Raw genomic sequence first — 14,632 nt, forward strand, 5'->3', positions numbered from 1 at the left:
CGGCCGGGCGGCACGCCCCCGGCCGCGGGGCCGGGGACGTGCCGCTGGGTGCGAAACGGGGGGCGTCAGCTCACCTGGAGGGTGACGTCGTCCACCACGAAGGACGTCTGGAGGGACTGGTCCTCCACGCCCTTGAACTGAAGGGTGACGGTCTGGCCCGCGAAGCGGGAGACGTCGTAGGTCTTCAGCGCGTAGCCGGAGCCCGCGTCCACGTTGGACAGGGTCTCCAGGGTCTGGCCGCCGACGGAGACGGTGAACCGGTCGTAGACCACGTCCTCGTCCTCGTCGGTGTCGATGTGCAGGTAGAAGGCGAGCTGGTACGAGGAGCACCCGGACGGGACCGCCAGCGACTGCGAGGCGCTGTCCGTACGGGAGGAGCCCCAGCCGTTCAGCCACGCCATGTACGAGCCGGCGTGCGGGGCCTCGCCGGACTGGTTGGTGATGACCCCGGAGGTGGCGGTCCAGGGGGCGCTGCCGTTCTCGAAGCTGCCGTTGACGACGAGCTGGCGCGGGGTGCAGGTACCGCCGCCGCCCCCGACGGTCAGCGTGTAGGTGGTGGTGTGGCTCGTGGTGCCGCTGCCGGTGACGGTCAGGGTGTACGTGCCCTGCGCGGCGCCCGCGCCGACCTGGACGGTGAGCGTCGAGGAGCTGCCGGACTGCACGGAGGACGGGCTGAGCGTCGCGGTGACGCCGGCGGGCGCGCCGGAGACCGACAGGGCGACGGTCTGGGCGGCGCCGCTCACGGTGGCGGTGTTCACCGTGGAGGTGACGCTGCCGCCCGGGCCCGCGGAGCCGGCGGCCGGGGAAGCGCTGATCGAGAAGTCCTGCGCCGGGGTGTCGCCGCCGACGGCCTGCTTCCAGATCGCGTAGGCGACGCCGTCGGCGCTGCGGTCGAGGACGGTCGCGCTGATGTTGGCGGTCGTGTCGCAGGAGCTGTGGTAGCAGGCGTCGTACGCCGCGTTCGCGGTGCCGCCCCACTTGGCGGCCTGCGCCGAGGTCTTGCGGGCGCTGGCCCCGGCCGCGTAGCCGGAGGTGGGGATGCCGCCCTGCTGGAAGGAGTAGTCGTCACTGCGGCCCTGGCCCTCGGTGTTCTCCTCGGGGGCGAGGTTCAGCGAGGTCCAGTAGGCCTTCAGCGGCGCGGCGGTGGCGGAGTTGACGTTGTTGATGAAGTAGCCGCCGTTGGTCGAGCCGACCATGTCGAAGTTGTAGTAGCCCTTGATGGTGGCCTTCTCGGCGCTGCTGAGCCGGCCCACGTAGAACTTGGATCCGTTGAGGCCCTGCTCCTCGTCGGTCCACCAGGCGAAGCGCACGTGCTTGGTCATGGTGGGGTTCTTCTGGGCGAGGACGAGCGCGTTCTCCAGCAGGGTCGCGGAGCCCGAGCCGTTGTCGTTGATGCCGGGGCCGGCCGAGACGCTGTCGAGGTGGGCGCCGAACATGACGACCTGGTCGGCCGGGCCGCCGGGCCAGTCGGCGATCAGGTTGTTCGACGGGTAGGTGCAGGAGGTGCAGTTCTGCTCGGTCACTGTGTAACCGGCGGCCTGCAGCTTGCCCTTCACGTACGCCAGCGACTGGGTGTAACCGGCGCTGCCCGCCCGGCGGTTGCCGCCGTTCTGGGAGGCGATCGTGCCCAGCTGGGTCAGGTGCGCCTGGACGTTGGCGACGCCGATGTCCGGCGGGTCGGTGGGCGTCGTGGTGCCGCCGACGCTGAGTGCGTAGTCGACGGTGTGCGCGAGGCTCGGACCCTGGCCCTTGACGGTGACGGTGGACGGCCCGGGCGCCGCGCTGGAGCTCGCGGACAGCGTCAGCGTCGAGGACTGGCCGGACTGGACCGTGGCCGGGCTGAAGGAGGCGGTCACCCCGGCCGGCAGGCCGGTGGCGGTGAGCGTCACCTGCTGGGCCGAGCCGGTGGTGGTGCTGGTCGCCACGGTGGTGGTGACGGAGGCACCCTGCTGGACGGTGCCCGAGGCCGGGTTCAGCGCCATCGAGAAGTCGTCGTTCTGCCCGCTCGGGGTGCAGGTGGGGTCACCGGATTGGGCGGGCACGCTGATGGCGTCCCAGGCGGCCTTGGTCTTGTTGAACAGGTTGCAGGTGGTGGGGTCGAGCGACTTCGCGGAGCTGAGGGTCGCCGTCCGGTACTTCTTGTAGGACATGCCGCTGGTCTTGAGCAGCATGCCGCCGTAGAAGATCTTGCCGGCGCTCTGGACGCCCACGCCGGTCAGGGTGCTGGAGTTGCAGGTGGGGCTGCTCGGCTTGCCGCCGCCCGGGCTGGTGCCCTCGGCCAGCAGGTAGAACCAGTGGTTCAGGGGTCCGGCGGCCGCGTGCACCTCGGTGCCGGGTATCGCGGAGCTGTAGCAGGCCGGGTCGTTGTTGACGGCCGGCGGGTTGTACATGTTCCGGATCGGTCCGCGGCCCTGGAGGTTGATCATCTCGCCGACGGTGTAGTCCGGGACGTCGTACGGGGCCGGCTCGTTGGCGTACGCCTCCGTCAGCGCGCCGAAGATGTCACCGGTGCCCTCGCCCAGCCCGGACTCCTGGCCGCTGGTGCCGCCGGGGGTGTTGGAGTCGATGGCGTGCCCGTACTCGTGGCCCACCACGTCGATGCCGGCGATCCACTCGTTCGCGCTGTTGTGGCCGATGGTGACCGAGCTGCCGTCCCAGTACGCGTTGAGGTCGCTGAGGCCGACCTTGCCGGGGAAGCTGCGGCCGTTGCCGTCGACGCCGTTGCGGCCGAGCCACTGGCTCAGCATGTTCCACTGCTTCTGCGCCGCGAACATCAGGTCCGTACAGCCGGTCTCCTTGGAGGTGGCGTTGCCCGTGCCCCAGGAGTCCGACGACTTGGAGAAGACGCTGCCGGTGCCGTAGTCGGCGCAGCTGAGGCCCGGCCGGTTCGGGTCGCGCAGCGAGTACGTACCGCTCGCGGCGGTGGTGTCGATGGTCAGCGGGTTCGGGCCGTTCCACTTGCTGGTGCCGCTGCCCGCGACCACCTCGTCGTGACGGTCGACGACCTTGCCGGTGCGGGCGTCCACGAAGACGTGCAACTTGCTGGGCGCCGTCTTCGTGCGGCCGGACAGCACGGTCTCCCAGGCCAGGACCTGCTTGTCGTCCTTGAGCCGGACGACGAGGCGGCTGTCGAGGACCTTGTCGACCTTCGCCAGCTCGCCCCGCGACGTGGCCTCCGCCGCCTTCGCGGACACGGTCGGCGTGGTCGCCACGTCGATCACCCGGGCGGAGGCCGACTGCACGGCGCGGACCTTGCCCTCGCCGTCCGCGAGCACCACCGCGTCGCCGCCGACGACGGGCAGGCCGCGGTAGCTGCGCTCGTAGGCGACGGAGTAGAGGTCCCGCACCCAGGGGGTGACCAGGCGCCGCTCGTACTGCTGCCGGGGGGAGTTGACGAGGGTGTCCAGGCCGCTGCGGACCGCCGCGTCCGCGGCGGCGACCGCGCGCTCGGCGGAGGTGGGGGCGGGCTGTGACCGCTCCCGGGCCGGCTGCGCGGCCGACGCGGTTGCGGCCAGCGCTCCGGCGAGGCTCGCGGTCAGCGCCATGGCTGCCACGGAGGCCATCCATCTGGTGGGCTGCAAGAGTCCACTCCGATCGTGTGTGGGGGGTGGTGACGGGGATGGTCTGGCTGTTCGCCGCCGAGTATGGGCGTGTGCATGGCGAGATTGGGACATCCCTGTGCACATAAGGTCCGCGTTATGGTGTGCTCGGGTCACGCTGCGTAAGCTGCCCGGATGCAGCTGGAGTTGAGGCATCTGCAAGCCGTCTGCCAGATAGCGGAAGTCGGCAGTCTGGGCGGCGCGGCACGGCGCCTGGGGGTCTCCCAGCCCGCGCTCTCCGCCCAGCTGCGCCGGATCGAACGGGTCACGGGAGGCGAGCTGTTCGTCCGCGGCCGGCACGGGGTGGAGCCCACCCCGCTGGGCCAGTTCGTCCTCGCCAAGGCGCGCCGGGTGCTGAGCGAGATGGACGCCCTCGGGGCGGAGACCCGCGCCATGGCGACCGACGCCGCCCCGCTGAGGCTCGGCTGCATCCTGCTCGTGCTGATCGACGACCTGGTCGCGCGGACCGACCTCACCCTCTCCGGGCGGGAGATCACCGTGGACGTCGAGCATTCGGTGACCTCGCTGGTACGGATGCTCGGCGCGGGCCGGTACGACGTCGTCGTGTACGGGGAGGTCAACGACCACGAGGTCGCGGTGCCCCGGGGAGCCCAGGCCCGGACCCTGGTCCCCAAGGAGCCGTTCTGCATCCGGATGTCCACCCGCCACCCCCTCGCGGGCCGGGAGGTCCTCGACCTCGCCGATCTGGCCGACGAGCAGTGGATGACCCTGGTCGAGGACGACGACGGCGGCCCCGAGGCCCTGGTCGAGGCCTGCGCGAAGGCCGGGTTCGTGCCCTCGCTGCGCTACCGGATCACCGACCGCAAGATGCGCCACGACCTGGTCGCGGCGGGGCGCGCGATCTCGCTCACCCAGCCCACCGCCCCGGGGGTGGAGGGCACCGTGATGCGCCCGCTGCTGGGCACCCCCATCACGGGCCGCATCCGCCTCGCCTGGAACCGCTCGGCGGTCTCCGCGCCGCAGGCGGAGCTCCTGTACCGGGCGGCCGCCGGGGCGTACCTCGCCAACGTCGACAACAACCCGTTCCACCGCGCCTGGTGGGACGCCCACCCGGAGGCGCACCCGCCGCTGGACTGACCGCCCCTGGAGGGAACGGCCGGGCGGGCGCCACCGGCCGGGCGCTACGGAGCGAGCGCGACCGGCGTGTCGTCGAGGATCAGGCCGGCCACGTGGTCGGTGACCACGTCGAGGACGGCCGCCGCGGCCGTCCCGTCCCCGAGGACGAGGAAGTTCAGGGTCAGCCCGTCCGTCATCGCGGCCAGATAGCGGGCCAGCACCGGAACGGGCACGCGGAGCTCGAAGTTCCCGCCGCGCCGCAGCTGCTCGATGAGCTCGGCGTAGGTCGTGGAGTACAGCTCGTACTGCCGGCGAGCCAGGTGCTCGAACCCCGGCTGGCGCAGCGCGTACTGGGTGAGCTCGTACGTGAGCATGTGCTCTTCGGGGTGGGCCACCACATGGTCCCAGTACGCCTGGAAACCGGCCCGGACCGTCTCCCGCAGGGTCGCCCGAGGCCGGATCGCCTCCTTGGCCAGTGACACGGAGTGGTCGGCGATCGTGGTGATGACCGACTCCAGCAGGGCCTGCTTGGAGTCGAAGCAGTAGTGGAAGACGCTCAGCGACACGCCCGCCTCGGCGGCGATCGACCGGGTGGTCGTCCTGGCGACGCCGTCGCGGGTCATCGCCCGGATCGCCGCCTCGGTCAACTGCCGGCGCCGCTCGGCCGACGGCATCCGTGCCATACGTGTTCCCTTCGGTCCGCGTGCGGGGCGGGCGGCCGTCCCCGGCCGCCCGCCCCGCCGCCGTCAGCTGCTGTAGACGCCGACCTCGTGCAGGGAGTAGCCCCACTTGGTGCCGCGCTGCACCCCGTGGATCCGTACGTGACGGGCCGTGACACCGGCGAACCGCGCCGTGTCCAGGCCGCCGTCACCCGTGGTCGTGGACCACGCGGTCTGCCAGTTCGTGCCGTCGGTCGAGACCTCGATACGGTACGCCTTCCCGTACGCGGCCTCCCAGTCCAGGGTGACGCGCGAGACCAGGTTCGCGGACCCGAGGTCGATCTGGAGCCACTGGTCGTCGCTCCAGTTGCTGGCCCAGCGGGAGCCCGTGCTGCCGTCCACCGCCCTGCCCGGGGCGTAACTCGTGAACGGGTTCCACTCCGAGGAGCTGGCGGAGGCGGCCGCGCCCGCGGCCAGGTTCACCCCGGCCTTGTGCTTCTCCGAGGCCCCCCAGGTGCGGAGGTAGGACTCCGCGCCCCGGAACAGGTCGTCCACGACGCCCTGCCCGCCGACGAGGCGGATGTCCTCGATCCAGTCCGGCACCATGCCGTAGTGCGAGGCGCCGTCGGTGTTGAAGTCCCAGGTGCGCTGGCCGGTGGTCTGCTTGTCGATGACGGAACCGCCGTCGACGCTGCGGAAGGGGTACTGCACCGCGTTCGGGGCGGTCGCCCCGCGCGGGCCCGGCCAGCCGCCGACCCCGTTCATGTCGGTGCCGTAGCCGTACCCGACGCCGTACTTGTCGCGCAGCGCGTCCGTGCGCTTCGCCTCCGCGCTGAACGCCTCGGAACCGTTCATGTACTGGGCGGCGAACCCGCCGAGCTTGTACAGCCGCTCCAGCCAGTCCATGTCCATCCAGCTGTGCGAGGAGATCACACCCGGGTACGACTCGGACTCCAGGATGTCGAAGGCCCGGCCAGCGGCCTTGACGCTCATGTGGTCGACTTCCAGCATCATCTTGCGTTTCATCATGCCGCGCACCGCGTACTCACCGAGGTCGGTCAGACCGCGGGTGTTGCACTGGGCGCCCGAAGCGTACTGGGGCACCGCGACCCCCGCCGGCAGCTCCTTCTGCGCCGCGGGCGCCGCCGCGAGGCCGATGGGGTTGTCGTGCTGCGGGCCCTTGCACTGCTCCGTCTGCCAGAAGGTGCCGGTCGACAGGAACTGGCCCACGTTGATCGCCGTGCCGAGGGCGCCGCCGTCGAAACGGACCCCGCACAGGGCGTTGTCGAACTTGTGGCACAGGAACATGCTGCGGACGCCGAGCCGGTGCAGCTCGTCGAGCCCCCGGTCGATGTCGGCCTTGGAGCACTGCGAGACGTCCAGGATCATCTTGCAGCCGAACGGCTCGGAGGTCTCGACGCCCAGGATCACCGCCAGCTTGCCCTGCGCGATGACCTCGCGGGCCTGCGCGGAGTCGGTGACGATCCGGAACCAGCCCTTGCCCGTGCCGCCGTACATCTTGTCGACGTACGCCTGCATGTCGTACGTCTTCTGCGCCTGGAGCCGGATGGAGGTCATCTCGTCGCAGGAGCGGTCCTTGAAGAAGTAGACCGAGCAGATCACCCCGTTGGTGACGAGATCGTTGACGAGCACCCGCTGACCGCCGCGCCAGGCCCGCTCGATCCAGGCGTAGTAGTTCTGCTGGTGGGTCAGGGAGTCATGGGCGGGCCAGTCCTTGAAGGTCGGCCAGCCGTCGGGGTCGTGCTTGCCGTCCCCGCCCTTGGTGATGAAGTCGAAGACCGCGAGGGAGCCGTCGGGGTAGTGCTCCGGACAGTCCTTGAGGGCGTCCGCCACCCCGAGCTCGGAGAAGGCCTTGCCGCAGATGAGCCGGCCGCCGAAGCCCTCGTTGGACATGATGTGGTCGTGGGCGTCGACGAAGCCGCGTACCTGTCCCTGGGCGTCGGTGCCCTTGAAGGGCTCGCCCGTCACATTGATCTGGGAGTCGGGGGCGGGCCGGGCGGCCGGGTTCCACCAGCCGGGATCGGCCGCCGAGGCACCGGGCGCGGGGCCGAGCGCCATCGCCACCATGCCGAGGAGTAAGACCAGGAGCGCGAGTGGTCGGCGCCTGCCGTGCGGGTGAGGGGTCATGGTCGAGGAGAATCTCGATTGTCGCGTGCAGAGTCAATAGTCCGGGACAGATGACCTGAAGACTCCTGGACAACACCGCCCGGACACCCGGCGTGAGCGCGATGTGACATGGGCGTAAGGAACCGTTGCTACGGTCGGCGAGCGCGATCCGATCATGAGAGGAACCCGCCCCGTGGCCCTACCGGACTCCTTGGCCGGCACCGCACAGGTGCGGACGGTCTGCTCGTACTGCGGCGTCGGATGCGGCATGCTCCTGGACGTCGCGAGGGGCGTCGACGGCAGGCGCACGGTCCTGCGGGCGACCGGGGACAAGGCCCACCCCGCCAACCACGGCCGACTGTGCACCAAGGGCGCCACCACCGCCGACATGCTCGCGGCGCCCGGACGCCTGACCACCGCACTGCTGCGCGCCGAGCGGGACGAGGAACCCCGCCCGGTCTCCGCGGACGACGCGATCGCCGAGACGGCCCGGCGCCTGCGGGCCGTCGTGGACGAGCACGGGCCCGACGCGATCGCCTTCTACGTGTCCGGGCAGATGAGCCTGGAGGCGCAGTACCTCGCCAACAAACTGGCCAAGGGGTTCGTCCGCACCAACCAGATCGAGTCAAACTCGCGGCTGTGCATGGCCAGCGCCGGCACCGGCTACAAGCTGTCGCTCGGCGCCGACGGGCCGCCCGGCTCGTACGAGGACCTCGACCGGGCGGACGTCTTCCTGGTCATCGGCTCCAACATGGCCGACTGCCACCCCGTCCTCTTCCTGCGCATGATGGAACGGGTCAGGGCGGGCGCGAAACTGATCGTCGTCGACCCGCGCCGCAGCGCCACCGCCGACAAGGCCGACCTCTTCCTGCCGGTCCGCCCCGGAACCGACCTCGCGCTGCTCAACGGACTGCTCCACCTGCTCGTCGAGAACGGGCACACCGACCCCGCCTTCATCGCCGCGCACACCGAGGGCTGGGAGGAGATGCCCGCCTTCCTCGCCGACTACCCGCCCGCCGCCGTCGCCGAGACCACCGGGATACCCGAGGCCGACCTGCGCACGGCGGCCGAGTGGATCGGGCGGGCGGGGGAGTGGACGAGCTGCTGGACGATGGGGCTCAACCAGTCCACCCACGGCACCTGGAACACCAACGCGCTGATCAACCTCCACCTGGCCACGGGCGCGATCTGCCGGCCCGGCAGCGGGCCCTTCTCCCTCACCGGACAGCCCAACGCCATGGGCGGCCGCGAGATGGGCTACATGGGGCCCGGCCTGCCGGGGCAGCGTTCGGTACTGGTCGACGGGGACCGCGCGTTCACCGAGGAGCTGTGGGGACTGGAGCCGGGGGCCCTGCGCGCCGACGGCTCCGGGCGGGGCACCGTCGAGATGTTCCGGCGGCTCGCGGACGGCGAGATCAAGGCGTGCTGGATCATCTGCACCAACCCCGTCGCCTCGGTCGCCAACCGCAAGACCGTGATCGAGGGCCTGGAGGCCGCCGAGTTCGTCATCACCCAGGACGCCTTCGCCGAGACCGAGACCAATGCCTACGCCGATGTCGTCCTGCCGGCCGCCCTGTGGACCGAGACCGAGGGCGTCATGGTCAACAGCGAGCGGAACCTCACCCTCGCCCGGGCCGCCGCGGACCCGCCCGGCGAGGCCCTGGCCGACTGGCGGATCATCGCCCGCGTCGCCTGCGCGATGGGCTACGCCGACGCCTTCACCTACGGCAGCGCGGAGCAGGTCTTCGAGGAACTCAAGGGCGCCGCCAACCCCAAGACCGGCTACGACCTGCGCGGAGTCTCCTACGAGCGGCTGCGCGCCACCCCCGTCCAGTGGCCGGCCGCCACCGGCGACGGCCCGGACCGCAATCCGATCCGCTACGTGGACGACGAAGCCGCCGGACCGGTGTTCCCGACGGCGAGCGGCCGCGCCGTCTTCTTCGCCCGCCCGCACATCCCGCCCGCCGAGATGCCGGACGACGAGTTCCCGTACGTCCTGAACACCGGGCGGCTCCCGCACCAGTGGCACACCCTGACCAAGACGGGGAAGGTCGCCAAGCTCAACAAGCTCAACCCCGACCCGTTCGTGGAGCTCCACCCGCAGGACGCGCGGGTTCTGGGCGTCCGGGACGGCGACGCCGTGGAGGTGGCCTCCCGGCGCGGCCGGGCCGTGCTGCCCGCGCTGGTCACCGACCGGGTGCGGCCGGGGTGCTGCTTCGCGCCGTTCCACTGGAACGACCTCTTCGGCGAGTACCTGAGCATCAACGCCGTGACCAGCGACGCCGTCGATCCGCTGTCCTTCCAGCCCGAGTTCAAGGTCTGCGCGGTGACGCTGACGAAGGTCGCCACCGGGGTCACGGCGGACCGCGCGCCGGTCGCGGGGATCGCGGCGGCGGGCGTGGTGGGCGTGGCGGCCGTCGCGGGCGCCGGTGCGGCCGCGGCCCTGCCGTCCGGCGCCGCCGCCGCGGCGGCCGCCGCGCTCGGCATCGAGACCGGGCCGCCGCCGGTCCTCGCCGCGCACGAACGCCAGTACCTGACCGGCTTCCTCGCCGGACTGGAATCGGGCCTGCCGGGCGTTCCCGTCCTGCCGTCCGGCGCGCCGCTGCGCGAGGAGCACGCCCGCTGGGTCAACGGCGTGCTCGCCGGGCTGTACTCGCGGGCCGGGCAGGCCGCCGCGGGGGAGCGCGCCGCCGCCGGGACCGGTACCGGGCGCGAGGTGGCGGTGCTGTGGGCCTCGCAGACCGGCAACGCCGAGGAGTTCGCCGCCGCCGCCGTCCGGGAGCTCACCGCCGCCGGCCACCGGGCCGCGCTCCTCGACATGGACGCCACCCATCCCGGCGCCCTCCCCGACCGCGCCGACCTCCTCGTCATCACCAGCACCTTCGGCGACGGTGATGCCCCCGACAACGGCGCCGCCTTCTGGGACGCGCTGGCCGCCGCCGACTCACCCCGCCTGGACGGCCGTCACTACGCCGTGCTCGCCTTCGGGGACTCCTCGTACAGCGACTTCTGCGGACACGGCCGGCGCCTGGACGAACGCCTCGGCGAGCTGGGCGGCGTCCGCCTGGCCCCCCGTACGGACTGCGAACCCGACTACGAGGCCTCGGCGGCCGCGTGGCTGGAACAGGTGCTGGCCTCCCTGCGGGGCGTGGCCGAGGCGGCGCCGGGCCGGGCCGGGACACCGGCTCCCCGGGCTGCCGGGACCGCCGCCGGGGCCGGGCCGCGCGGGCCGGCGCCCGTCACCGCCCGCCTCGTCGGCAACCGGCTGCTCAGCCTGCCCGGCTCCGCCAAGGAGGTCCGCCGGTTCACCTTCGACACCCGTGACGCCGAGAGCCCGCTCCGCTACGAGGCGGGGGACGCGCTCGGCATCCACCCCGTCAACGCGCCCGGCCTCGTCTCCGAATGGCTCGCGGTCACCGGAACCGATCCGGCCGCCGAGGTGCACCCCGGCGGCCGGATCGGCGCCGGCGGAACCGGCGGGACCGGTCCCGGCGCGGTCACCTGGGCCGAGGCGCTGCGCCACCACCTCGACATCACGAAGATCACCCCCGGTCTGATCCGCTTCCTCGCCGAACGCGGCGGCGACCACGGACTGCGCCGGCTGCTGCGCACGGACAACAAGGACCGCCTCGCCCAGTGGTGCTGGGGCCGCCAGGCCGTGGACGCGGTGGCCGAGTTCCCCGTACGCGCCGAGGCGCACGAGTGGGCCGAGGTGCTCGGGCGCCTCCAGCCGCGCCTGTACTCCATCTCGTCCAGCCCGCTCACCGACCCGCACCAGGTCTCCCTGACCGTCTCCGTCGTGCGGTACGAGAACCTCTCCGGCCGCCCCCGCCAGGGCGTCTGCTCGCCCTTCCTCGCCGACGCCGAGGAGGGCGCCCCCGTCCCCGTCTTCGTCCGGCGCTCCCCGGCCTTCCGGCCGCCGGCCGACCCGGCCACCCCCATGATCATGGTCGGGCCCGGTACCGGGGTGGCCCCGTTCCTGGGCTTCCTCGACGAACGCCGCGCGCGCGGCCACCGCGCCCCGAACTGGCTGTTCTTCGGGGAGCAGCACCGCGCGACCGAGTTCTACTACGAGGAGGAGCTGACCGCCCTGCGCGCGGACGGCACCCTCACCCGCCTCGACACCGCCTTCTCCCGTGACCAGCGCGTCAAGGTCTACGTCCAGGACCGGATGCGCGAGCACGGACCGCTGCTGTGGTCCTGGCTCCGCGACGGGGCCCACTTCTACGTCTGCGGGGACGCCTCCCGGATGGCCAAGGACGTCGACGGGGCGCTGCGCGAGATCGCGCGCGTCCACGGTGGCCTGACCGAGGCCGAGGCCGCCGTGTACGTCAAACAGCTCGCCGCCGACAAGCGGTACGTCCGCGACGTGTACTGACGGCGGCCGCCGTCAGCCGGTCCGTTCCAGGACCCCCGCGATGCCCCGCGCCAGGCACGTGATCCGGTCCGCCGGCAGGCCCGCGATGTTGATCCGGCCCGCGGTCGTGCCGTAGATGGCGAACTCGCCGCGCAGCCGGACCATCTGCTCCGCGGAGAGCGGCAGCATCGAGAACATGCCCTTCTGGCGTGCCAGCGCCGCCGCCTGGGTGTCCCAGCCGAGCGCGCCCAGGCGCGCCGCAAGGCCGGTCCGGTTGGCCTCGATCCGGCCCCGCATGGCGTCGAGTTCGGTCCGCCAGGCGGTCCGCAGCCCGTCGTCCTCCAGGATGGCCGTCACCACGGCGGCGCCGTGCTCCGGAGGCATCGAGTACAGCGTCCGGGCGGCGTTCTGCAGCGCCGTCTCGACGTGCCGCAGCGACTGGCGGGACGCGCCGAGCACGACCGCGCACCCGGTGCGGTCGCTGTAGAGGCCGAAGTTCTTCGAGCAGCTGATGGCGATGAACATCTCCGGCACCCGCTCCGCGAGCATCCGGGTGGCCGCCAAGTCCGCTTCGAGGCCGTCGCCGAGCCCGTGGTAGGCGAGGTCGACGAACGGAACCCAGCCCTCCAGGGCGGCGAGAGAGGCCAGCGCCTCCCAGGTCCGCGCGTCCGGGTCCACCCCGCTGGGGTTGTGGCAGCAGCCCTGGAGCAGGACGACGTCGTCGCGGCGGGCGCCCGCGAGATCGCGGAGCATGCCCTCCGTGTCGGAGCGGCCCTCGGAGTCGAGCCAGCCGTACGTACGCACCTTCAGCCCGGCGGCTTCCAGGATCGGCCGGTGGTTGACGTAGGCGGGGTCGCTGATCCACACGGTCGTGCCCGGGCGGGTCCGGCAGATCAGGTCGGCCAGCAGCCGCAGCGCGCCGCTGCCCGCGACGGTCTGGACGGCCACGGCCCGCTCGGACGCCCCGCCGCCGCCCAGGACCATCGACAGCATCGCCCGGTTGAAGGCGGTGTTGCCGGAGAGCCCGCGGTACTCCTTGGAGACGGAACGCTGCGCCAGCCGTATCTCGGCCTCGCGCACGGCCGCCATGACCGGCGTGCCGCCCGTGTGGTCGCGGTACACGCCGAGCACCAGGTTCAGCCGCTCGGGCCGCGCGTCGGCGCCGAACGCCTCGGTCAGGTCCCACAGCGGATCGACGGGCGGCGGAAGGAGGAGCTCAAGCATCTGCGGGAACCTCGGCTCGGGGGTGGGAGAGGGACCGGGGCCGGGGGCGCCGGTTGGCGAGGAAGACCCCCGCGGTGATCAGGGGGACGCCGATGAGCACGGCGAGCGTCGGCGACTCGTGCAGCAGCGGGACGGCGAGCAGTACGACGGCGACCGGGCTGAGGCTGCCCACGACCGAGCTGCGCTCCGCGCCGAGCCGGCGGATGGCGAACGCGTACAGCAGACCGGCGCACAGACCGACGCCGAGCCCCTGCACCACCAGGAACAGCAGGATGTCGCCGGGCGCGGCGGAGGCGATGCCGGTGGGGAGCACGCCCGTGGCGACCAGGAGGACCATCACGGTGAACGAGGGCAGGCACAGCAGCCCGATCGAGCCCACCGGATCGAGGTCCACCTCCTTCAGCCCGACGGTGTACAGCGCCCACAGCCCGCTGGCGACGAGCAGCACCCCGGCGCCGGCCAGCACCCCGGTGTCCGGCGGGGCGACGTAGCGCCAGACGAGGGCGACCACACCGGCGGCGATCAGCGCGAGCCCGGCCACCTGGGTGCCCCGGGGCGCGGCGCGGCCGCCGGCGACCATCAGCGCGGAGACGAACAGCGGCACCATGCCGGGGACGATCGAGCCGACGAACGCGGCGGAGGTCAGCGAGCCGCCGTACATCGCGGCCAGGAAGAACGGCACCCCGGCCCCGCAGATGATCTTCGCGGCGGCGGCCGGACGCACCGCCGCGATCCGCCGGCGCCGCCGCCACAGCGCGGGTGCCAGGACCAGGACCGGCACGCCGAAGCGGAGCAGGGCGGCGTCGGCGGGCAGCAGGGAGGAGCTGCTCAGGGCGCGGGCGCTGAGCGCGAACGCGGCCCAGATGGTCACGGTCACCAGCAGCGCCAGCATGCCGCGCGCGTGCGGGGACAGCCACGCGCGGCCCGTTTCCCGGGCGTCCGGGAGGGCAGTAGCGGGCAGGGTGTCGGGTATGGCCAAGACGGCTCCTCCAGCCTCAGGGGGCCGCTTTCGGCCATGGGGCAACGCTAGAACTTTGCCCGGGGCAGCCGATTGCCAGTTCTGCCTCCTACGCATAGCTTTGGGGCAGAATCTGCCAAGGAGTGGTGATGGACGCAGTCGATCTGCAGATCGTCCGTGAGTTGCAGGCCGATGGCCGGCTGTCCAACCAGGACCTCGCCGACCGGGTCCGGCTGTCCCCGTCGCCCTGTCTGCGCCGGGTCCGCAGGCTGGAGGAGGTGGGCCTGATCCGCGGCTACACGGCGATGGTCGACCAGGTCGCCTTCGGGCTCCCGATCACCGTGTTCGTCCGGATACGGCTGGAACGCCACACCGGCGAGGCGGTCCGGGTCTTCGAGGCGCACGTCGCCGTCATCGAGCACATCCAGGACTGCTACCTGATGGCCGGAAGCAGTGACTACCTGCTCCGGGTCGTCATCGAGAGCCTGGAGGCGTACGAGGCGCTGGTGCGCCACCGGATCCACGCCATTCCGGGCATCGCCTCGATCGAGTCCAGCTTCGCGTTCGGCAGTGTGAAGCAGTCCCGCGTCTACCCGCGCCCCGCCTGACACGGCCGACGCCGGGGTGAGCC

The 14,632-nt window shown here is 72.3% G+C and carries 8 protein-coding genes; 3 read left to right on the forward strand and 5 right to left on the reverse strand.

Annotated elements, in window-relative coordinates:
* Positions 1-65: 65 nt before the first annotated feature.
* The gene (locus EES41_RS30035; RefSeq protein WP_254211804.1) at positions 66-3,563 is read right to left on the reverse strand and encodes a M28 family peptidase; all 3,498 of its coding nucleotides are present in this window, start codon (positions 3,561-3,563) and stop codon (positions 66-68) included.
* A 171-nt stretch (positions 3,564-3,734) separates the two neighbouring features.
* On the opposite strand from EES41_RS30035, the gene EES41_RS30040 reads away from it, so the two are divergent.
* Positions 3,735-4,697 carry a LysR family transcriptional regulator gene (locus EES41_RS30040; RefSeq protein WP_123081123.1) on the forward strand — a complete coding sequence of 321 codons (963 nt, stop codon included), beginning with the start codon at positions 3,735-3,737 and terminating at the stop codon, positions 4,695-4,697.
* Positions 4,698-4,741: 44 nt separating this feature from the next.
* Here the strand turns inward: EES41_RS30040 and EES41_RS30045 are convergent, their stop codons facing one another.
* Both EES41_RS30045 and EES41_RS30050 read right to left on the reverse strand, forming a co-directional pair.
* Entirely contained in the window at positions 4,742-5,359 is a 618-nt protein-coding gene (locus EES41_RS30045) for a TetR/AcrR family transcriptional regulator (protein WP_073772656.1), read from the reverse strand.
* Positions 5,360-5,422: 63 nt separating this feature from the next.
* Positions 5,423-7,483 carry a discoidin domain-containing protein gene (locus EES41_RS30050; protein WP_123081124.1) on the reverse strand — a complete coding sequence of 687 codons (2,061 nt, stop codon included), beginning with the start codon at positions 7,481-7,483 and terminating at the stop codon, positions 5,423-5,425.
* A gap of 154 nt (positions 7,484-7,637) precedes the next feature.
* On the opposite strand from EES41_RS30050, the gene EES41_RS30055 reads away from it, so the two are divergent.
* Positions 7,638-11,840 (forward strand): bifunctional nitrate reductase/sulfite reductase flavoprotein subunit alpha, encoded by a 4,203-nt coding sequence (locus EES41_RS30055; protein ID WP_123081125.1) that lies wholly within the window; start codon positions 7,638-7,640, stop codon positions 11,838-11,840.
* 12 nt (positions 11,841-11,852) lie between these two features.
* On the opposite strand, the gene EES41_RS30060 is transcribed toward EES41_RS30055, so the two are convergent.
* Together EES41_RS30060 and EES41_RS30065 are read right to left on the reverse strand one after the other, a co-directional pair.
* Complete coding sequence (locus EES41_RS30060) at positions 11,853-13,043, reverse strand: aromatic amino acid transaminase (protein WP_123081126.1); 1,191 nt, start codon at positions 13,041-13,043, stop codon at positions 11,853-11,855.
* Positions 13,036-14,022 carry a DMT family transporter gene (locus tag EES41_RS30065; protein ID WP_123081127.1) on the reverse strand — a complete coding sequence of 329 codons (987 nt, stop codon included), beginning with the start codon at positions 14,020-14,022 and terminating at the stop codon, positions 13,036-13,038. Before EES41_RS30065 ends, EES41_RS30060 begins: the two co-directional genes overlap by 8 nt.
* A gap of 128 nt (positions 14,023-14,150) precedes the next feature.
* Here EES41_RS30065 and EES41_RS30070 point away from each other — a divergent pair, with 128 nt between their 5' ends.
* Positions 14,151-14,609 (forward strand): Lrp/AsnC family transcriptional regulator, encoded by a 459-nt coding sequence (locus EES41_RS30070; RefSeq protein WP_123081128.1) that lies wholly within the window; start codon positions 14,151-14,153, stop codon positions 14,607-14,609.
* The last annotated feature ends 23 nt before the right edge of the window (positions 14,610-14,632 follow it).

Origin of the sequence: Streptomyces sp. ADI95-16 (assembly GCF_003721495.1) — a bacterium.
Lineage (GTDB): Bacteria > Actinomycetota > Actinomycetes > Streptomycetales > Streptomycetaceae > Streptomyces > Streptomyces goshikiensis.